The sequence below is a fragment of the Granulosicoccus sp. 3-233 genome (assembly GCF_052681095.1).
Genome location: NZ_JBQYLE010000009.1, coordinates 94,776 through 115,165, shown reverse-complemented (window position 1 = coordinate 115,165; position 20,390 = coordinate 94,776). Strand labels below are relative to the sequence as shown.

Here is a 20,390-nt window from a genome sequence, read left to right as displayed (position 1 = left end):
CGGTCTCCATTTGGGATAAATATACCAAAACACAGGTATATACTCCGTGTCGACCGCTGTCCAGCACTATTTAATGCGGAACCGTGTCTTCCTCTCGTCAAATTAAGGTCTTCAGGGGAATCTCCGGGTTCTCCAGCGTCTTGCGGTCGATTGGCCTGGCTTTCTCGATCAGTTTCAGGGCAAAACGGATGTCTTTCGCAACCTTGAGGCCGGGAGCGATTCTGCAATCCTGGATTGACAGACTGACGTAGTCAGTTGACAATTGGGTAATAAATCCCATATTCAGGAGTTCTGATTGATTCGCGAATACCGTATTCGTTCGACTGCTTTGCTGTTCACAGGCGTCCTGTTGGCTGCTTGCTCATCAGAATCAGGCGATCCGGTATTCGTGGATTCATCGGGCCATGAGCCTGCCGCCGATCTGGTCGAGTTTCGACTGGCTTCGTTCGCAGGTTCGAATCTGGATCCGGTACGCAGCCTTCCTACCGATCGCACGCCCAGGCTCTTCCTGACCAAGGGCGGCAATGACGGTGCAACTTTCGCGACAACTGGCTCCGGTGTGTTGTCGTCGCGTTGCATCGGGCTGAGCTTCGAGTATCGGTACGAGCAGGACGCCAATGCCGGTCGGAACAGGCTCGTCATCGATAGGGTCGAAGACAACCCACGACCGGAGGACGCTGGCTGCGATGCCGGTAACGATGTATTCGAGTCTGCTGCTTTCGATGTCGCCATACCTTCCTTCTTCGAAGCGGGTTCAATGCTCTCTGATTTTTCCGATACGCTGCTGACCCTGTATGGACCCGAGAGTGGAGTCCTGAGTTTTCAGCTGGAAGCCGACTTACTTGCTCAGACAAGCGCTGCGTTGTCACTGGACACATTCAGATGGACTGTTCTGGCTTACCGATTCGGGGCAAGCCCGGTGACGCCAGCTCCCGCTACCGACCCGCTGTTCATTCGGTTTGATGATGACGGCGACCTTGTCGGAAAGTTGCGGTGTCAGAGTCTGAGCGGTTCCTACGAAACGCAGGAGTCGCTCATCAGCTTCAGTAACGTCAGTTTCACGGAAAGCGGTTGTGCATCGCAAACAAGTGACCTGTCCGAGGTTGCGTACTTGCCATTGAGGGAGGCGGTCACCATGGTGATGAGTGGGCCAGCCTTCGCCATTCTACAGGGTTCACGACTGTATCTCAGTGCAAACGATGCCACCCTTGTATTGGAGGGGCGTGAAGCCATGGAAGGGGAGCGGCTGCTGAACACATCGCTGCTGGCAACTGGCGGTTACCCCATTCCTGACGCAGCAAACGGCCCCCAGGACGTGCGGCTGGTTCAGACGTTACGTGACACCGATGAATTCAATGCATTCTGGAACGAGGCCATTGCACAAGGCAATGATCTGGGGCCACCGCCCGCGATAGACTTCACGCAGGGCCTGGTCATGTACCTGCAGCTTGGACTACGGCCTCATCTGGGCGAATCGATAGCGGTACGGAGTGCCACCGCGAACGACGAGCACGTGCTGATTGAAGTGGATACACGAATATCCGACAACGATGTTCCCTTGCTTGACGGTTGCGGCTATGACGACGCGCTGGTGAATCCGTTTCGTTTCGTGCTGATATCGGACTCTCTGCCATTACCGGAAGCGGTAGCCGTGATCGACCATCAGTCTTCCTCCTGCAGCGGTTTGTAGGGGTGGCATGAAACAGGTGGATTGTATGGCAACACGTGGCTGACATGATCTGACGTTCGATCCGCGTTTGCTCGATGCCATCATTGGCCGGCAGGAAGTATCAGCTTGCAGAGTCGGGCTGATATCTTGACAGGTTGCAGTGTGTCCAGACCCGACGATGACTGCGTTTGCAGCAAGCATTCGATACAGGTTTTCAGGTTTTCGAGTATCGCAAGACACCTGAGACCAGAGGTCCGGAGCTGCTATCTGCCGGATGATTGACTCCATCGTTCACGATGACTTTCTCGAAATCGAAGGGGCTGACACCCTCCAGACAGGCGACATTGACCCCGAACTGAAATGGGTTTGAACGACGTTGATGGTGTGTGTATATCCCGCAGATCGAACAGAGCCACTCTATCGCTCTGTAAGACAATGCTGGTCGAATGCATGCATGGCAGCGCGTGTGATGACCAGGCTTCACGTATTGACGGTCAATGCCAGCGGGGCCGCAAGTTGCCATGGCAAACAGCGTGCACAGGTTGGCACAGGAGGCCAAATGGTTCCAGTTGGCTGCAGAGCGTGCTAATCTGTAGATTCATCGAAAATGCCTACGCGAGTCTGACTCGCGCACTCAGCAGTTGACGGGGGTATCAGAGTATGGAGATGAAGAAGATTGCAGAATATGCGCGCGTTCTGTATGAAGCGCACGGTAACAAGGCCGAAGTGGAAGCGGCGCAGAAGGCGAAAAGGTACGACGAGGAGGGCAACAGCGAAGAGGCTGAAACCTGGCGAGCCGTCCGCAAGGCCATCAACGAGATGCGCGGTAGCTACGAGAGCTGATCGCCAGCCGGTATCAGCGGTTCGACTTCAGGCGATCATGTCAGCGGTGATGCGCATGGCCAGCTCGATCCGTTGATACCGTTTTCTCGCAACGGGCTGGCGTACGTTTTCATCAACTCGTAGATCTCGCGTTTGTCGGGATAGCTTGCTGCCGACCAGCACACCGCGGCCTTTCACCGCGTATCGCTTGAGTGCGTGTGCGGGGGTGATCATCGGGCAAGCAGTCAGTGCAGCATTCCGCTGGCATACTGCGGCAGAAACGTATCGAGTGATGAAGTGATGACAGAACTGCGCGAAGGTGGCTGTGTTTGCGGGAAGCTGCGGTACTGTCTTCGCGGCCTTCCGCAGAGAGTCACCATCTGTCATTGTACCTGGTGTCAGAGGCGCACGGGATCCTCATTCGGTGTCGAGCTTGTATTCCTGGAAGATCAGGTACGGTTTCGCTCGGGTGCGCCATCGGTTTATCGGCATGTATCGGATGTATCCGGACGTTGGCTCGATCAACATTTCTGCAACAATTGCGGGTCCGGGGTCGGCCTGACGCTGGAAGCGGTTCCCGGCATTCAATCCATATCGGCCGGGTCTCTGGATGATCAGGATTGGCTCGAACTTGCCAGTGTGCGGAAACGTCATGTCTACGTCCGATCGGCACGGCAGTGGACGTCGATTCCGGATGATGTCGAGTGCTTCGAGGAGCATTTCAGGCCGTGAGTCGATGGCAGCGCTGAAACATCCTGATACCTTTTTGATACGTGTTCATACGCAAGGGGGTGACCCTTGCCTGTAGTTTGCCGTGGACTTGACTTGATTCGCCAACTGCCCGAGATAGACACATGAAACTGATTCCACCCCTTCTGTTGACATTCGCTGCCGGCATCGCCATGGCCGAAGATCGTCAGGTCACTGCCGATGTCTGGGTGGACAACTGGTTCGAACTGTACGTCAATGGTGAACCGGTCCTGGAAGACAGCGTGCCGATAAGCACCGAAAGATCCTTCAATGCAGAAACGGCCTCATTCACGATCGAGTTGCCAGCGCAGATTGCCATTCAGGCCAAGGACTTCAAGGAGAATGACACCGGTCTTGAATATATCGGATCGGGCCGTCAGCAGATGGGTGATGGCGGCATGATCTTTCAGATCAGGGACAGTGCGACAGGCGAACTTCTTGCGGTGAGTGATGAGGGGGTGAGATGTCTGGTCGTGCATCACGCGCCGGTTGATCCAGCCTGTGCTGACGAATTAAACCCGGTGGAGGGGGCAGGAGCTTGCGCCTCCGTGGTTCAGGACATACCGGGCGACTGGACGTCGTCAGACTTCGATGATAGTCATTGGCCCATGGCCGTGGCACATTCCGAGCGCGCCGTCAGTCCCAAGGGCGGGTACGATCGCGTACGCTGGGATAATCGGGCGACATTGATCTGGAGTGAAGATCTGGTACTGGACAACACACTGCTCTGTCGGGTGCAGCTGGAAGGCTGACAGAAAACGGCTGGTCAGTTGGACCAGCCGAAAGGGGTCAGTGCGTTGATGGAAAATGACGGGCCAGGCAGTGATGCCTAGCGCAGCTGAAGCTTGTACTGGAAGAACAGGACGGCGTTGTTTTTCTGGTTTGCAAAGTCCACCGCCGGTGAGCCGCTGATATTCAGAACCGCGTACTTGCTCATCTTGACTTCCATGGCAGGGAAAGGCAGCACTTTGGTTTCTGGGTCACCGTTCTTGGTGAATTGCTTGTGTACCACGGAGGCACCGACCAGGAAGCGCAGCCGATTGGCGAGCAGTGGACGGGTGGCGTAGTTGATGCCGCCGTAATAGGACTGATAACCGAAGCTGTCAGACAGGGTGCCACCGTGCCAGCCCAGCTTGCTGCTGGGTGAATATTCCCATCCGACGCCCGGGGTGAAGGTATTGCGCTCGTCGAAGTTCTCGAAATGCAAAGCCAGGGTGCTCAGCACCAGAAAGTTGCTGTCTGCCCTGGCAGAGGCACTGCCGGTGATGGAGGCGTAAGCCAGCAGTGCGATGGCGATGATCTTGAAAATCTGCGTTTTCATTGTCTTGACCCGTGATTCGTGCTGATCTGCGTCAGCTTTGAAAAGGTGTTGCTTGATCTGTGTCAACAGCATGCCGCGCACTGTACCGGGCAGGCAGGTGGGAGGCAAACGGGGGTGGGACTACAAAATAATTCAAACAGAACAATGGCATATGGTTGTTTCTGGAGTGTCAAAAATATGACTGCATGTCGGAATGGCTTGTAAGTGCTTGCCATGCAAGGTTTTTTTCGAATGCCTGGCACTATCGCTCTACGTGTGCAAAACGAGAGATTCATCGGCTTTCTGATTCGGGTGCGTCCGTCTTTGCGAATCGGCTCTCATGATCATGCCGTGCGTGCAGATCGACAAGGCAGAAAGTCCGGCAACTGATCTGATTCGCCTGTGGGGATGCACAGTGGCGGCTAGCCTCAATGAGACATAAGCTAGGCAGGTGAGAGATATGTCTACGTGATCTACAATGTGCTGTGCAGAGGGCGCTGCTGTCCAAGTCTTGACGTGATGCAACCCGATTCTCTCCCAATGGATTCTCGATGAGTAAAGATTCACCGCAGCGGCCCGGCATCGTCCGCAGATTCTTTCGCTTTCTGTGGCGCTCGATGAAGGTACTGAACACGCTGGTATTCGGCCTGTTCTCGCTCGCTCTGCTGGCTGTGATCCTCATCGCCTTCATCAGGCAGAGCGGACCCGACATGCCGGACGGGGGGGCCTTGCTGCTGAACCCGGCTGGCATGCTCGTGGAGCAGGAGACGGTGGTCGATGCCGCAGCGCTACTGCAAGGTCAGGAGTTGCCTGAGCAGGCCGAGATCAGGGACATCATCGATGCGCTGTCGCTGGCAAGGGAGGACAGCAGGATTGGCCTGGTTGTACTTGATCTGGACAAGCTTCACGGAGGGCTGTTACCCGGGCTTCAGCGGGTTGCCGAGGCCATGATCCACTTCAGGGACGGTGGAAAACAGCTGATTGCCGTGGCGGACAACTACTCCCAATCGGCCCTGTTTCTGGCGGCTCATGCCGATGAAGTATTGCTGAACCCGGAAGGAATGGCGGTGCCGCAGGGATTTTCCATGTACCGCACGTACTTCAAGGATTTGCTGGACGAACACGATGTGACCGTCAACCTGTTCAAGGTCGGAAAATACAAGTCTGCTGTCGATCCCTTTCTGCGAAACGACATGTCGGATGAGGATCGGACCGCACGCAGAGCGATTCTGGACGCCTGGTGGAGCAGCTACACCTCTGGAATCGAGACTGCTCGTGACATGGAGCCGGGTACCCTGGATGCGATGTTGAACAATGCCGGCGAAGAGCTCAGGCTCGCCGGGGGGAATCTGGCGCGCCTGTCACAGGACAAGGGGCTGGTCGATCGTCTGATGACCGAGTCGCAGAAGCGTCGATACCTCGTCAGTCTGGCCGGAGAGGACGGAGATACTCAGGAGTATCGCAAGATCGCCTACCGGGACTATCTGCGAATGGCTCGATCGTCGGACGAATCCGGTTCGGGCAAGGTGGCTGTCGTTACCGCGGTTGGCGATATCATCGACGGCGAGGCACCTGCCGGCACCATCGGCAGTCAATCCCTGATCAGGTTGATCAGGCAGGCTCGGCAGGCCGACGATGTGGCTGCCATTGTCCTGCGCATCGATTCCGGCGGCGGCAGCAAGAGTGCTTCGGAGATGATTCGCAGCGAACTGCAGGAGGCTCAGGATGCCGGTATCCCGGTGGTGGCATCCATGGGGGCGGTTGCCGCATCCGGGGGTTACTGGATCGCATCCACCGCCGATGAGATCTGGGCGACACCCACCACGGTCACCGGGTCCATCGGTATCTTCGGGCTGCTTCCTTCTGTCGAGAACACGCTGGCCCGCCATGGCATCTACAGTGATGGTCTGGCCACCACACCGCTGGCAGGCGGTGCCAGTGTAATTCGAGGCGTGTCAGCTGAGTATGGAGAGGTTCTGCAGTCAGTCATCGAGGCCGGCTATGAGCAGTTCCTGGCAACGGTCGCCACGGGGCGGGACATGGAAGTAGCGGCTGTGCACGACGTGGCTCAGGGACGAATCTGGACCGGCGAAGCAGCCCGAGATATCGGATTGGTGGACGAGTTGGGTGATCTTGATGAGGCAGTCAGCGCCGCTGCTCGTCTCGCGGCACTCGAGCATCATTCGGTGTGGCATGTCGAGCCGGAACGCACCGTTCAGGACCGGTTGCTGAGTCGCCTGGCGGAAATCGTGGGCGGCACATGGTCGCATGTCGGAACCAATCCTGTCCGGCAATTCGCCAGACGTGTTCAGCAGGAACTGGCGTGGATGGAAAACCTGAATGATCCGGCCAATGCCTATGTGATCTGCGGGGAATGTGTCATGTTGCGGTCAATCGACTAGCTCGACAAGATCTGTTGCTGGATCACGAAAAGCCAGCCCCCATTGCCGATCGTTGGCAAGGTGATCGGGGGTGATGGAGTGACACAGGAAGAGCCTGCTGCGGCGTCAGCAGTTCGTGAGCATTGAACGGCAACAGTGAGCCCGAAAGACACCGTTCTTGTCCTTGGCAGGTGCTAGAATCTGTCCGTTCAGGCCGAACATTCGCTACTCCCGCCACTGAGCGCATCAGACATGACGAGCACAGATACCGACTTCGACCCGGCTGCCAAGGAGCAACAACTACGCTCTGAATCGGAGCAATGGGATACCTCCAGACCGGAAGACGCACGCCCTGACGACATCCCGACCATCGATCTGGAGCCGTATTTCACTCGGGGTTCGGATCAGGAGCTGTCAGCTGTTGCAGAGCAATTGCGCATTGCCTGCGAGGAAACCGGTTTTTTCTCCATCGTCGGGCACCAGATAGCGCGAGAGGATCTCGACGATACCTTCGAGCAAGTTCGGCAGTTTCACGCAATGCCGATCGAGCGCAAGAATCGCATTCTGATGGACCGACCCGACTGGCCGGTGGGTGGTATGGGATACCTCCCCCTGAAGAATCGCAAACTGCCAGCTCGTGAGACCGGTAACGTCAACGAAGCGTTCATCATCAAGTGCGATGACACTCTCGGCATGGATGACAATCAATGGCCGGATGCCGATTGGCTCCCCGGCTTTCGGGCCCGGGTGGAACACTATGCGCATCAGATGGAAAGCCTGGGCAAACGGCTGTTACCTGTCTACGCGCGCGCCCTGGACATGCCCGCGGATTTCTTCAACAAGGCCTTCGTCAACCCGCTGTACCGATTGCGCATGACTCACTATCCGGCTATCGCACATGATCCGGAAAATGCGTTCGGCATCGCGCCGCACGTGGACACCTCCTTCTGCACCATCCTGGCTCAGGATCGCCCGGGTTTGAGCGTGTTCAGTGAAAGGCGCAAGGTGTGGGTGAATGCCCCGGTGGTCAAGGACTCGTTCATCGTCAACACGGGCGAGTTGTTGAAGCAGTGGACGAATGATCGCTTCCTGAGCACACGTCATTTTGCCAATAACAATACAGGTGCCGAGTCACGCTATTCCATCCCGTTTTTCTTCAATGCCAATCCGCACCATGTCATGACCTGTATTCCCAGTTGCTGCAGTGAGGAGAACCCGGCCAGGTATCCGCCCATCTCCTACGCTCAAAGCCAGGGCGTGGTGCAGGGCGAATAGAGCCAGCAGGCCGGTACACCGTATGCGAACAGGGATTCCCGAGAACTGTGCCACGAGGGCAGGCTTGCGTTGAGGCGGGAATTCCTTCGGCTTTCGTTTGCAGGAGGTGCGCCTCTGCAAGGCGCTGTTCAGAAGCGTTGGCTCGATGTCTTGACCGCCTCAGTCAGAAATTCCACCACGACCTGAACACGCCGACTGTTCTTCAGGCTTTCATGCCAGACCATCCAGTAGCTTCTGGACAGTGTCGAGTCATCGGGCAGAACCGGAATCAGTGATGGGTCCCGGGCTGCCATGAAATCATGCAGCACGCCGATGCCGGCACCGGCACGAACGGCTTCGAACTGACCGATGACGCCCGAGATCTCGATGGCCGAACGCCAGCTGCTGTATATCTGCTTGTTGTATTCCAGTTCCGAGGAGAAGATCAGGTCCTCCACATAACCCACCAGACGATGCTGGTTCAGATCATCCAGCTGTTGCGGTGTGCCCATTTGCTCCAGATAGCTTTTCGCGGCGTACAGCCTCAATGAGTAATCGGTGAGTTTTCTGACTCGCAGACGACCCTTTTTCGGTCGACCAATGGTGATGGCGATATCGGCCTCGCGTTGCGACAGAGAGAAGACACGTGGCATCGGCACCAGTTGAATCTTCAACTGCGGATGCTGTTCGGCAAGGAGTTGAAGTCGAGGAGCCAGAAAGCTGACCCCGAAGCCGTCCGGAGCACCGATGCGAACAGTGCCCGACAGGACCTGGGTATCGTCCCGCAGGTCGGCGGTTGTCTGGATCATCTCGCTCTCGACCCGCTCGGCATGCTCGAGCAGCACTTGCCCCGGGGCCAGCAAAACGCAGCCGGTGGTCGAGCGATCGAACAGCTTCTTGCCCAGGTCCTGCTCCAGATTGCTGATGCGTCGATTCAGGGTCGCTTGCGAGACATCCAGCTTCTTCGAGGCTCCCAGAATCTGTCCTTCGCGCGCCACGGCGAGGAAATACTTGAGATCGTCCCAGTTCATTATCCATTTTTGGAGAATCGGTAATTGTTTTCAAGTATATATCTGGATGATGAATGTCGATAGTCTTCCCCTCGTGAACTCAAGGAGACCTCAAATGAACGACATCGCACATTACATCAACGGTTCCGCTACAAGCGGTACTTCCAGCCGCACGCAGGCCGTTTACGATCCGGCGACGGGTGAATCGGAGAACAACGTTCTGTTGGCGTCGGCGTCGGACGTGGACACCGCTGTCGCCGCTGCCAAGGCGGCCTGGCCCCGATGGTCCAAGACACCGGCATTGCGACGTGCCCGCATTCTGGATCGATTCAAGTCGATTCTGTGGGAGCGTGCTGACGAGCTGGCAGGCATCCTGGCCTCCGAACACGGCAAGACACATGATGATGCTCTGGGCGAAGTGACCCGAGGTCTGGAAGTTGTCGAATTTGCCATCGGTGCGCCGAGCTTTCTCAAGGGCGACTTCTCTGAGAACGTCGGTACTGGCGTCGACAGCCACAACATCCGGCAGTCGCTGGGTGTCTGTGCCGGCATCACGCCGTTCAATTTTCCGGCCATGGTCCCGATGTGGATGTTCCCGGTGTCTCTGGCCTGCGGCAACACCTTCGTACTGAAGCCTTCAGAGCGTGTTCCATCAGCCTCCCTGAAAATGGCCGAGTGGTTGACGGAAGCCGGATTGCCAGACGGTGTCTTCAACGTGGTTCAAGGCGACAAGGAAGCGGTTGATGCGCTGTTGCATCATCCTGATGTCAAGGCGATCAGCTTTGTCGGTTCTACCCCCATCGCCAAGTACATCTACACCACCGGCACCAGCAATGGCAAGCGCGTACAGGCACTGGGTGGAGCGAAGAACCACGCCATCATCATGCCGGATGCAGATCTTGACATGACAGCCAATGCCTTGATGGGAGCAGCCTACGGATCAGCGGGCGAGCGTTGCATGGCCATATCCGTTGCAGTTCCCGTGAGCGATGCAGTAGCCGATGCCCTGATCGAGAAGCTGGTACCGAAGATCAATGCGCTGAAAATCGGTCCTACCTCGGACAGTGATTCGGAAATGGGACCGCTGGTGACTGCGCAACACCGTGATCGCGTCAGTGGTTACATCGATGCGGGTGAGTCAGAAGGTGCAAAAGTCGTTGTCGATGGTCGCGGGTTCAAGCAGGACAAGCAAGGCTTCGAGAACGGATATTACCTGGGTGGCACCCTGCTGGACAATGTGACACCGGACATGTCCGTCTGGAAGGAAGAGATCTTCGGCCCGGTACTGTCTGTGGTACGACGCAATTCCTATCAGGAAGCGCTGGACCTGGTGCACAGCCATGAGTTTGCCAATGGTACCGCCATCTTCACGCGTGATGGTGACACCGCACGCGCCTTCAGCCAGGATGTGGAAGTCGGCATGATCGGTATCAACGTGCCGATTCCCGTACCCATGGCATTCCACAGTTTCGGAGGCTGGAAGGCATCGATCTTCGGTGACCATCACATGCACGGTATGGAAGGCGTTCGCTTCTACACCCGCATCAAGACCACCACGACTCGTTGGCCAGACGGTCAACGCAGCGATGCCGAGTTCGTGATGCCGACTCTGGGCTGAGAGTCCTCGTCTCGCTTCCTGCTCACCGATACGCGTGTGTCGGTGGGCGGGGCGACAGCCGCTGATGACGTGGCGGCAAGGCATCCCAGCTGCTGCCATCAGAAAAAGGGATATCCGGCATCAGAAAACTTCAGTATTTCACCTGACGACATTGCTTCACACTGACTGGAAGTCCTGAACAATCAGTGAAGCTACCGTTCTCATCAATCCGAGCCCTTGTCCGGGTGGCGTGGTCGACAGGCCAATGCCTGAGCATCCGACACCTGGCGGCAACTGATCGAATGAGACCGAGCGATGTGGACACTGCACATCGATCGGAATCCGGCTTGCTGATATCACTTGGTATCTGACCCGGAGGTCAATGTGACTACTACAGAGAATCCGCAGCAAATCGACCAGAAAGCCTTTCGTCGCGCTCTGGGCAATTTTGCCACGGGTGTGACGATCATCACGACTCGAGCTCCGGATGGCAGTTGTGTCGGCGTGACAGCCAGCAGTTTCAACTCGCTGTCGATGGATCCCCCCCTGATCCTGTGGAGCAGCATCAAGGACACACCCAGCTGCAAGGTGTTCGAATCCTCGACGCATTTTGCGGTCAACATCCTGGCTTCGGATCAGATGGAGATGTCCAATCATTTTGCTCGCCAGCAGGAAGACAAATTTGCCGGATTCGAGTGGGAAGAGGGCGTAGGTGGTGTTCCGATCTTCCCCGGTTGCGCAGGCAGATTTCAATGCGAAACCCATGACAAGCTCGATGGTGGTGACCATTGGATCTTTGTCGGCAAGGTCGTGATGTTTGATGATTACGGTCGCTCGCCACTGTGTTTCCATCAGGGGTCCTACTCGATGGTCTTTTCTCATCCCGAGACATTTCCCAACTCGGGAAAGGAGGCATCGCAGGCGCCAGGGCAGGGGCGGATGAGCAACCATGCCTTCTTTCTGATGCTGCGTGCAGTGCGAGCGTATCAGGAACGGTACAGACCCAAGCTGACCACTCTGGGGCTGAACCTGGTGGAGTCGCGAATTCTGCTGGTTTTGAACGAGTTCGCAGGTCTCGACGCCGAGGAGCTGGTAGTACACCTGCACACGCCAATCAATGAAGCGCGAGAAGCACTGCTCAGTTTGCGTGATCGTGAACTGATCAGGGTTGAAGGAGGGGGTCATGTGTTGACCGATCTGGGGCGTTCCAAGGCTGATGATTGCTGGGGACTTGCCGAAGCGCATGCGCAGGAAACCTTCGAACGCTTCAGTAGCGAAGAAGTCGATACGTTTACCCGTGTTCTGCGTGAGCTGATCAGCCAGTAGGCCTTTTCCCGAAGCAGGGCGCTGTTCCCGGTTGCTGGGCTCAGGCAATGTCAATCCTTGCTGTGCTCTAGGCTCCAAGCTCGGAACTCTGAGTTCCGAGTTCCGAGTTCCGAGTTCTGTGCTCTGTGCTCTGTGCTCTGTGCTCTGTGCTCTGTGCTCTGTGCTCTGTGCTCTGTGCTCTGTGCTTGCAGTATGCTCGTCGGGCGGTACCGTTGCTTGAGGAACGGCACTGACGCCTCCAGAACGGGTCGTGTCAGCACGTCTTGCTGACCAGGCACGGCTTGGCCAATGGGCAATGTCGAATGGAGCTCATGGTCTGTCACTGCGGAGCGCCATGGGCATTGCACGCTGCAGTATATCGGCCTCGACAGGTTGGCGAACGCCGACGACAGAGTCGTTCACCCCTGGATGGATTGATGGCGTTGGTTGCAGCAGCATGACTGCCGCGGTTGATGATTGCACTGCAAAACGTAGCAACAACCGTCTGCTTCAGGCAGCCCTGTCTTGAGCGCACTCTCATGCGGTCAACATCGCGATATCCGATAGCGGCCATGCAGGTGGGTGGTTCGCTCGTCTGCGCTGCCCGTATACGATTCCATTCCCGACCCTGTCGTTCTGGTCGTGCACGACCGGCGTTGCAGTCTTCTTGACCGAGGGTCTGTTGGTCAGCTGCCGTTTGTCTTCCTGAGGATCCACTATTGTATTAAGCATGGTTTCGTGATGCACCATATCATTTGTTGATGACGGGCATCAGAAATTATCTGTACGTCCGGGAACATGATTTATGGATACTGGAGTCAACCACAAGCGGAAGACAATCCATGAAACTCTCGTTTTTCACCATGCCAATTCATCCCGTTGGCAAGTCGATCGTCAAATCACTCAATGAAGATCGCGAAGCATTCCTGCTGGCGGATTCACTGGGCTATGCGGAAGCCTACTGTGGTGAGCACACCACTGATCAGGCAGAAATCGTCACATCGACTGTAGCCTTCCTGGCTAGTCTGGCTTACGAGACCAAACAGATTCGTCTCGGGACAGGCACCGTGAACATGCCCAACTCGCATCCGGCCCGTGTGGCCGCAGAAGTTGCCATGCTGGACCACATGCTCGAAGGTCGATTGAATTTCGGTATCTCGCCCGGTGGCCTGATGTCCGATGCAGAGGTGTTCGGCTCCATGGACAAGAACCGCAATGACATGTTTCTGGAATGCATCAACATGGTTCTGGAAATCTGGGCAGGCAAGGCGCCATACAATCTGAAGGGTGAGTTCTGGGACGTTTCCACAGAGCGAACCATGGTCCCCGAAATCGGACAGGGGGATATCATGAAACCGTTCCAGGATCCGCATCCGCCCATCATCGGTACGGCTGTCGCACCCTTCTCGAAAGGTGTCACTGCCATGGCCGCCCGTGGTTGGCAGCCGATCTCGGGCAATTTCCTGTTGCCCAAGTGGGCCGCAACCCATTGGCCGAATTATGTACAAGGTTGCCTTGAAGGAGGCTACAGACCTTCATACTCGGACTGGCGCGTTGCCAAGAATATCTGCGTTGCCGATGATGCCAGAACAGCTCGAGCCTATGCTCGTGATCCCGGAAGCCCTTATGTGTACTACTACTCACAACTACTGACCAAAATGCGAAGAGGCGGGCGGTTGAATCTGTTCAAACATGATCAGAACATGCCCGACGAGGATGTGACCCTGGATTACGTTCTCGATCGCCTGGTCATTCATGGCGATGTAGACTCTGTTGCCGATCAATTGCTGGCGGTTCGCGAAGAAATAGGACCGTTCAAGCATCTGGTCTATGCTGGACACGATTGGACGGACATCGACCTTGGGCGTAAGTCCATGGTTCTGATGGGAGAGAAGGTGCTGCCGATCCTGCAGGAGGCAACGAAGCATGAAGAGGACTGGAAGCCGGCAGCAGTGGCCAACTAGTATCACCAACCTGGAGGCGTAATCATGAAAACATCCCTGGCTATCTCTGTAGCGCGATACATGCACATCCTGTCGTCGTTCTGGGTGTTCATCCTGGCAGTAGTCATCTTGTTGGATGTTTTCGGCCGTATCCTGTTTCTGCAACCACTGCCCGGAACCAAGGAGATTCTCCAGAACTCGGTTATCGCGATAACCTTTCTGCAGGTTCCCCTGGCAATCTATTCCGGATCGATGCTGCGTACCACGCTTGTCAGCGACTGGATGCCGCCGATGATCAAGAAGATTCTGCGTACCATCGCCTACGTCCTGGGTTTCGCACTGTTTGCGGCAATCGGTTACGCCTCCTATCCCGAGGCGGTCGATGCCTATCGAATCAGTGAATACGAAGGAGAAGGTTCGCTTCGCATCTACACCTGGCCAATCAAGTCTCTGATCGTGATCACCGGTGTATACGCAGCCTTTGCCTACCTGACACTGTTGATCTCGGATTGGCGCGGTGACCTTCCAGAGCACGAGTCGCTCGTAAACCACTAATCAAGACAACCCTACTGGAAGCCCGATCATGGCGACACTCATCTTCTGTGTTCTAGCACTGCTGCTCGTCCTCGTCTTTCTTGGTGTCCACGTGGCCGTGGCATTGGGAGTTGCCAGCGCATTGGGGGTCTACTTTCTACTGGGAAGCGCTGATGTCGCCTTGTCAGTGCTCAGTGGCACAGCCTATGAAGCGTTGCGCAAGGATATTTTCATCGTTATCCCGCTCTTCGTTCTGATGGGAGGTTTTGTCAGTCACTCGGGGGCTGCAAAGGACATATACACCATCAGTAACCGGGCCTTTCGCCGGATACCGGGTTGCCTTGCCGTTGCCACGGTATCCGGCAACTCCATCTTTGCGGCAATAACCGGTGTGTCCATTGCATCAGCGGCCACGTTTTCTCGTATCGCCTACCCTGAAATGGTTGCCCTGGGTTATCAGAAAAGTTACGCGGTTGGTGTTATCGCCGGTAGCGCCTGCCTCGGTATGCTCATTCCACCCAGCATTCTCATGATCATCTGGGCAGTACTGACCGAGATATCCATCGGGGCTCTGTTCATTGCAGGGTTGTTGCCCGGCGTACTGCTCGCGATCTGCTTCATCCTGTATTGCATTATCACGGCGAAAATGAATCCGCAGACAGCGCCACCCTGTCCAGCCACCTTCGATGCCGATGTCAGCCCTGCTCAGCGCAGAAGTGAGTGGGTCAGCGGTATTGCCATACTCGGTCTCATCGGTATTGTCATCGGGGGTATCTGGGGTGGCTTCCTGACACCCACCGAGGCCGCCGGATTCGGTGCGCTAGGTGCCTTCATCGTGGGATTGCTGAAAGGGATGCGACGCAAGGAAATATTGAATGCCATCTATGTCGCTGGCAAGACCACGGCACCCATCATGATTCTGCTGATTACCGCGTCGATGTACTCCAGATTTCTGGCCATGGGCGGAGCGGTTGGCGTCATACACGAGACCATGTTCTCGATCAGCGAGAATCCGATGATCCTGCTGGCCATGATATTCGCCGTCTGGCTGGTGCTGGGCATGTTCATCGACTCGACGTCGATCATTCTGCTGACCGTGCCCATATTTGCCCCCATTGCAGATCTGATCGGTGTCAACCCGCTTGCGTTTGCCATCTTCGGCATACTGGTGATTGAAGCAGGGCTGCTGACACCCCCGTTCGGTCTGCTCATCTTTACCGTCAAGGCGGCGGTACCGGACCCGTCGGTTTCCCTGGGCATGATCTTCAGAGGAGCAATTCCCTACTGGATAATTCTGTTGTTCGTTGCCATTACGGTGTTGATCTTCCCATTCCTCACTACCTGGTTGCCGCAGAACCTGTTGTGAATCAGCAGGTACACGGTGCGCCGTGTCAGCGAGCACTCAGCGGATCTGCTTCCAGTACATTGTTCAGTTCCTGTTGCAGTACATCTGCAAAAGCCTGCGCTGCTCTGCTGAGAGGGTGCGCCTTGTGAGTAATGCGCATGTACTCGACTGCCAGAGGCGGGGATGCCAATGGCGTGAAGAGTCTCTTTCGACCGTCCTTGTCGGAGGGGCTCAGAACGGCGGGTAAAATGGATACCCAGTCGGAGTTGGCAACCAGATCAAGAGTTCCCAGCATGGTATCCAGCTCCATGGTTTCAGCCAGCTTGATGCCATTCACCGAGAAATAGTGTTCCAGCCGAGGTCGACGTGCGTTGACCTTGGAAGGCAGAACCATGCGCAAGGGGGGAAGTTCGGACAAGACGGCTTCGGATCCCAGTGTCAATCCGGTTTCTGCCGAGCACACCAGACACTCCTGATCGAGCCCCATGGTCGTGGCATTCAACTCAAGGTCAGAGTTGTAGAATGGTACGACGGCGAAGTCGAGTTTTCCTTCAGCCACATCGTTCGACAGCTGGCCTGAATAGGCTTCTCTGACTGACACTCGCACATGTTCATGCTCCTGAGTGAATCTCAAGAGCGTCGGGCCGAGCACGGCTCGTGCGAAGGCGGGCATCAAACCCACGTTGATATGATCGGATAAGGCGCCAGACAGTTCTCGAAGCTTGTCCTGTGCCGCCTCGGTGGCACTCAATACGGAAATGGCGGATTTGTAGAAGTGACGCCCGGTTTCCGTGGGCTCCACGCCAGTGGAACTACGGTGGAAGAACTTCACATCGTAGCGTTTTTCCAGCTCGCGGACATGCATGGACAGGCCGGATTGGGTTGCATTCACCCGGACCGCTGCCGCTGAGAAGGAGCCTTCTTCATAGACGGCGACGAAGAACTTGAGTTGTTGAATCTTGATGATCTGCTCCTCCCCGGTGGTGATGCAAGGGGTCAAGCTATCATGTTTTCTACTGGCAGGTATAGGATAATATAAGTTGTCCTGAAGTGGTGGAGTTGAAATAATGATGCCAAGTGTCGACGAAGGATGCGGAATATCTGCTCTTGGCAGACCTTGACGCAACGCGTTTCGCGCACACAGGAGGTGGGTGCCAGCAAGGTTGAAGAGTAGCTAGATCGTCTTCTTCAGGTCCTGTCTGTTTGTAGGGCAGGTATGCAACCCACTCTATCCGAACCCGAGTAGCCTCAAGTGAATCCGACTCCATTACCGAGAATCATGGTTGCACCCAACGGGGCAAGGCGTGACAAATCTCACCATCCGAACATTCCTCTATCAGATGATGAACTGATCGATACTGTCCTGGCATGCCAGGCGGCAGGGGCGGATGGTGCTCATCTGCATATCCGGGACGATGACGGTGCACATCTCATCAGTGCCGAGCGCTATCGCATCTTGCTGGACAGGCTTGCTCCCATGGTTCCCGGCATGTATTTGCAAGTGACGTCGGAATCTGCCGGGTTGTTCGAAGCCGCGGAACAACAGTCGATGATGCGCGCTCTGAAACCACAGTATGTGTCAGTGGCTTTGCGCGAGATGGTTCGCAAGCCGGAGGACTGGCAAGGTGCCGCGGCTTTCTATACTTGGGCAGTCGACAATGATATCCAGATTCAGCACATACTCTATTCGCCGCAGGAGTTGAACGATTTCCTGGTCGCCTTGAACAGGGGGGATATCCGTGGAGGGCACCATCTGCTGCAGTTTGTTCTGGGAAGCTATGATGGCAGTCAGGTGAGTAAGCCAAGTCAGGTGTCTGATTTCAGTGAGCTGTTGAATGCCTCAGCGAAGGGACACCACTTCGACTGGATGTTATGCGCATTTGGAGCGGAAGAGACCAACTGTCTGGTAGAGGCAATTCGATTGGGTGGCAAGGCTCGCATCGGTTTTGAAAATTCCCTGTGCAATGCCGACGGTTCGATGGCAGCGAGCAATGCAGAACGAGTCGCAGAATTGGTATCGCGACTCTAGAACGGCGAATGCCTGTGCTACGTATTACCGAACAAGTCGTACACCACATACTTGTCGTAGTTGCAGGTTACGAAAGTCAGAAAAAGAGGCACACGCAGGTTCGGCTCCCGCATGAATCAGAGCAAGCACCCGATACTGGCGGTAACAGCCATTGTGAAGAGGTGATGCTACGAGGTGGAAGTCGCTGTTGCTCCTGCGCTGTGTATACAACGTACTTGACCCACTGAAGAGGAATGATGAAAACAATACAGCGTATCTTGATCGGAGCCGTCGTTACAGGCTCCACTCTACTGGCGTCGCTTGCATCGGCCGACAGCTTTACCTTTCGTATTGGTTCCGGGCATCCCAAGGGGCCGGCTCCCTATGTGACCACCATGTCCGACTTTTTCGTCGTCGAGGTGCAGAAACGCGTTGCCGAGCAGACCGAGCACAAAGTCCGTTTCGTGGAAGCCTATGGCGGTTCGATCGCTGGCGTGGCTGACACTCTGGAATCGGTACAGCAAGGCATTCTTGACTTCGGTGGATATTGTGTGTGCTTCGAACCGTCGAAGATGTTCCTTCACAATTTTCCCTACTTCCTGGGCTTCGGACCGGAAAAATCCTCTGACGCAATTACAGCCGCAAGACAGGTGTACAACGATAACCCCTGGCTCGAAGACGTTGTCCAGGATGAATACAATCAGGTGTTCCTGGGGCTTGGTGTCTGGGACAACTACCATCTGGGAACGAAGGACGAGTGGAATAGCGTTGCCGAACTCAAGGGGGTCAAGATAGGCGGTGCAGGGCCCAATCTGCCATGGTTGGAATACATCGATGCCATTCCGGTTCAGTCAACATTGCCAGAGGGCTATCTTGCGTTGAAAACCGGTGTCTATTCGGGGTGGTTGATGACGCCCTCGGCGTACAACGGATTCAAATTCCATGAGCCTGCTCCCTACTACACGTTGATCGGCTTTGGTGCAATGCCCGTGATTGCGCTGACCGTCAACAAGCGCAAGATGGAATCACTGCCGGTAGAGATACAGGACATCATCACGGAAGTGGGTGCCGAGTGGGAAGCCAGGAATGGCCAGGCCATGGATGAGGTGCAGGCACACGGTCTGTCCATGCTGAAGGAAAATGGCGCCATCATCAAGACCTTGCCCGAGGAAGTACGGATCGAGTGGGCAGAGAGTCTTGCGGAGTTCCCCAGAAGGCAGGTTGCGGACGCAGAGTCGCGTGGCTTGCCCGGACTGAGCGTCATGAAATCCTACGTCGATGCTGCAAAGTCGGTCGGTCATGTCTGGCCGCATGAATATGTACTGGATTGATTGAGGCAGTCAACCAGGATGGTCCCTGATATGACGCCAGCCTGTCCTGTCCTGTCCTGTCGATGGCATGGGTCAATTCAGGGACACTCGCAGAAACGGATTCCATTCCCGCGCACGTTTACCAAAGAAACTAGCCCCGATCGAGCTGGAAATGGCGACAGGGATTTTCACCGCCGAGATGCCGGTGACGAACTTGCAGTCAGCAGATGGCCGATCCAACACCCATTGGAGTATGCATGTCCGAAATCAATCTTCACTCGCAGGTATCCGGTTTGACCGACGGTCCGGGTCTGTTGCTCAGTAACAGTCTTTCCACCACCGTGAACATGTGGAATCCCTTGCTGCCGGTACTGGAAAAGCACTACAAGGTCGTGCGGTATGACACCCGTGGACATGGGAAAAGCTCGGCACCGGCTGCGCCTTACTCTTTCGACGATCTGGTCGGTGATGCATTCTCCATCATGGATCGTCATGAGCTGACGTCCGCGTCGGTCATGGGTTGCTCCCTTGGCAGCATGACGGCGTTGGGTATGGGGTTGAGTCAACCGGAACGTATCGAGCGTATCGTGTGTACTGCAGCCCGTGCAGATGCACCGCAGCCCTTCAGGCAAAGTTGGGATGACAGAACCGCCGTATTGAATGAAAAAGGTATGGCCGGTCTCTGGGAAGGTTCACTCGCGAACTGGCTGACGCCCGCATTCCGGGAAGCACAACCGGAGGCGGTAGAGCAGCTGAAGGTGGATTTCCTGCTGACCGACCCTGCAGGATTCACCGGATGTGCGGCCGCCTTGAAGGAGCTCGACTACCTGAAAGATCTGGGTGCATTGCAAGTACCTGTCCTGTTTGTTGCCGGCTCGGAGGACAAGGGAGCATCACCGGAGACAATGCAGGAAATGACTGCAGCCTGTCGAGACGGTCGGTTTGCTCTTGTCGAAGACTGTGGGCATATTGTCGCCGTGAACAATGCAGCGGGACTTGAGTCAGCCGTCAGGGAGTTCCTGAATCTGTCTGCTGAATCGTAGCTCAGGGATGCGCCGGTGTGGTCGAGTGATACGCCCTGCAGGTGTGTTGCTCGCCCACGGCCGGCGAAATGGTAGCTGATGATCGCGGACACAGGTTGTTCGTATCACCATCCATGTCT

Annotated in this window: 19 protein-coding genes; 14 read left to right on the top strand and 5 right to left on the bottom strand. The window is 55.9% G+C overall.

The annotated features are described in order from the left end of the window. Positions 1–97: 97 nt before the first annotated feature. Positions 98–262, bottom strand: coding sequence for a hypothetical protein (locus ACUNV4_RS21530; RefSeq protein ID WP_430880685.1), 165 nt, complete (start codon positions 260–262; stop codon positions 98–100). A gap of 33 nt (positions 263–295) precedes the next feature. On the opposite strand from ACUNV4_RS21530, the gene ACUNV4_RS21525 reads away from it, so the two are divergent. Continuing rightward, positions 296–1,690 (top strand): META domain-containing protein, encoded by a 1,395-nt coding sequence (locus ACUNV4_RS21525; RefSeq protein ID WP_430880684.1) that lies wholly within the window; start codon positions 296–298, stop codon positions 1,688–1,690. Positions 1,691–2,335: 645 nt separating this feature from the next. Beyond that, positions 2,336–2,512, top strand: coding sequence for a hypothetical protein (locus tag ACUNV4_RS21520; RefSeq protein WP_430880683.1), 177 nt, complete (start codon positions 2,336–2,338; stop codon positions 2,510–2,512). A 27-nt stretch (positions 2,513–2,539) separates the two neighbouring features. Here ACUNV4_RS21520 and ACUNV4_RS21515 read toward each other — a convergent pair whose 3' ends face one another. Next, positions 2,540–2,725: a hypothetical protein gene (locus tag ACUNV4_RS21515; protein WP_430880682.1), complete on the bottom strand. Its 186-nt coding sequence runs from the start codon at positions 2,723–2,725 to the stop codon at positions 2,540–2,542. Between the two features lie 66 nt (positions 2,726–2,791). Between ACUNV4_RS21515 and ACUNV4_RS21510 the strand changes: the two genes are divergently transcribed. Both ACUNV4_RS21510 and ACUNV4_RS21505 read left to right on the top strand, forming a co-directional pair. Beyond that, positions 2,792–3,223, top strand: coding sequence for a GFA family protein (locus tag ACUNV4_RS21510; protein ID WP_430880681.1), 432 nt, complete (start codon positions 2,792–2,794; stop codon positions 3,221–3,223). A 122-nt stretch (positions 3,224–3,345) separates the two neighbouring features. Next, positions 3,346–3,993, top strand: coding sequence for a hypothetical protein (locus ACUNV4_RS21505; RefSeq protein WP_430880680.1), 648 nt, complete (start codon positions 3,346–3,348; stop codon positions 3,991–3,993). Positions 3,994–4,070: 77 nt separating this feature from the next. Here the strand turns inward: ACUNV4_RS21505 and ACUNV4_RS21500 are convergent, their stop codons facing one another. Continuing rightward, positions 4,071–4,562 (bottom strand): hypothetical protein, encoded by a 492-nt coding sequence (locus ACUNV4_RS21500; RefSeq protein WP_430880679.1) that lies wholly within the window; start codon positions 4,560–4,562, stop codon positions 4,071–4,073. A 530-nt stretch (positions 4,563–5,092) separates the two neighbouring features. Here ACUNV4_RS21500 and sppA point away from each other — a divergent pair. Then, positions 5,093–6,943 carry a signal peptide peptidase SppA gene (sppA, locus tag ACUNV4_RS21495; protein WP_430880678.1) on the top strand — a complete coding sequence of 617 codons (1,851 nt, stop codon included), beginning with the start codon at positions 5,093–5,095 and terminating at the stop codon, positions 6,941–6,943. A gap of 231 nt (positions 6,944–7,174) precedes the next feature. Beyond that, positions 7,175–8,197 (top strand): isopenicillin N synthase family dioxygenase, encoded by a 1,023-nt coding sequence (locus ACUNV4_RS21490; RefSeq protein WP_430880677.1) that lies wholly within the window; start codon positions 7,175–7,177, stop codon positions 8,195–8,197. Between the two features lie 128 nt (positions 8,198–8,325). Here the strand turns inward: ACUNV4_RS21490 and ACUNV4_RS21485 are convergent, their stop codons facing one another. After that, complete coding sequence (locus ACUNV4_RS21485) at positions 8,326–9,207, bottom strand: LysR family transcriptional regulator (RefSeq protein ID WP_430880676.1); 882 nt, start codon at positions 9,205–9,207, stop codon at positions 8,326–8,328. 94 nt (positions 9,208–9,301) lie between these two features. Between ACUNV4_RS21485 and ACUNV4_RS21480 the strand changes: the two genes are divergently transcribed. From ACUNV4_RS21480 to ACUNV4_RS21460, 5 genes are all read left to right on the top strand, one after another. Continuing rightward, positions 9,302–10,804, top strand: coding sequence for a CoA-acylating methylmalonate-semialdehyde dehydrogenase (locus tag ACUNV4_RS21480; RefSeq protein WP_430880675.1), 1,503 nt, complete (start codon positions 9,302–9,304; stop codon positions 10,802–10,804). A 363-nt stretch (positions 10,805–11,167) separates the two neighbouring features. Further along, entirely contained in the window at positions 11,168–12,109 is a 942-nt protein-coding gene (locus tag ACUNV4_RS21475) for a p-hydroxyphenylacetate 3-hydroxylase reductase component (RefSeq protein WP_430880674.1), read from the top strand. A gap of 821 nt (positions 12,110–12,930) precedes the next feature. After that, positions 12,931–14,052, top strand: a complete 1,122-nt coding sequence (locus ACUNV4_RS21470; protein ID WP_430880673.1) for an LLM class flavin-dependent oxidoreductase — start codon at positions 12,931–12,933, stop codon at positions 14,050–14,052. A gap of 24 nt (positions 14,053–14,076) precedes the next feature. After that, positions 14,077–14,586: a TRAP transporter small permease gene (locus ACUNV4_RS21465; protein WP_430880672.1), complete on the top strand. Its 510-nt coding sequence runs from the start codon at positions 14,077–14,079 to the stop codon at positions 14,584–14,586. Between the two features lie 28 nt (positions 14,587–14,614). Beyond that, positions 14,615–15,931, top strand: coding sequence for a TRAP transporter large permease (locus ACUNV4_RS21460; protein ID WP_430880671.1), 1,317 nt, complete (start codon positions 14,615–14,617; stop codon positions 15,929–15,931). A 25-nt stretch (positions 15,932–15,956) separates the two neighbouring features. Here ACUNV4_RS21460 and ACUNV4_RS21455 read toward each other — a convergent pair whose 3' ends face one another. Further along, positions 15,957–16,910, bottom strand: coding sequence for a LysR family transcriptional regulator (locus ACUNV4_RS21455; protein WP_430880670.1), 954 nt, complete (start codon positions 16,908–16,910; stop codon positions 15,957–15,959). Positions 16,911–17,189: 279 nt separating this feature from the next. Between ACUNV4_RS21455 and ACUNV4_RS21450 the strand changes: the two genes are divergently transcribed. From ACUNV4_RS21450 to ACUNV4_RS21440, 3 genes are all read left to right on the top strand, one after another. After that, on the top strand, positions 17,190–17,939 hold the full coding sequence (locus ACUNV4_RS21450; protein WP_430880669.1) for a BKACE family enzyme: 750 nt from the start codon (positions 17,190–17,192) through the stop codon (positions 17,937–17,939). A 236-nt stretch (positions 17,940–18,175) separates the two neighbouring features. Then, on the top strand, positions 18,176–19,249 hold the full coding sequence (locus tag ACUNV4_RS21445) for a C4-dicarboxylate TRAP transporter substrate-binding protein (protein WP_430880668.1): 1,074 nt from the start codon (positions 18,176–18,178) through the stop codon (positions 19,247–19,249). Positions 19,250–19,485: 236 nt separating this feature from the next. Further along, a complete protein-coding gene (locus ACUNV4_RS21440) occupies positions 19,486–20,271 on the top strand; it encodes an alpha/beta fold hydrolase (protein WP_430880667.1) in 786 nt (261 codons plus the stop codon). The last annotated feature ends 119 nt before the right edge of the window (positions 20,272–20,390 follow it).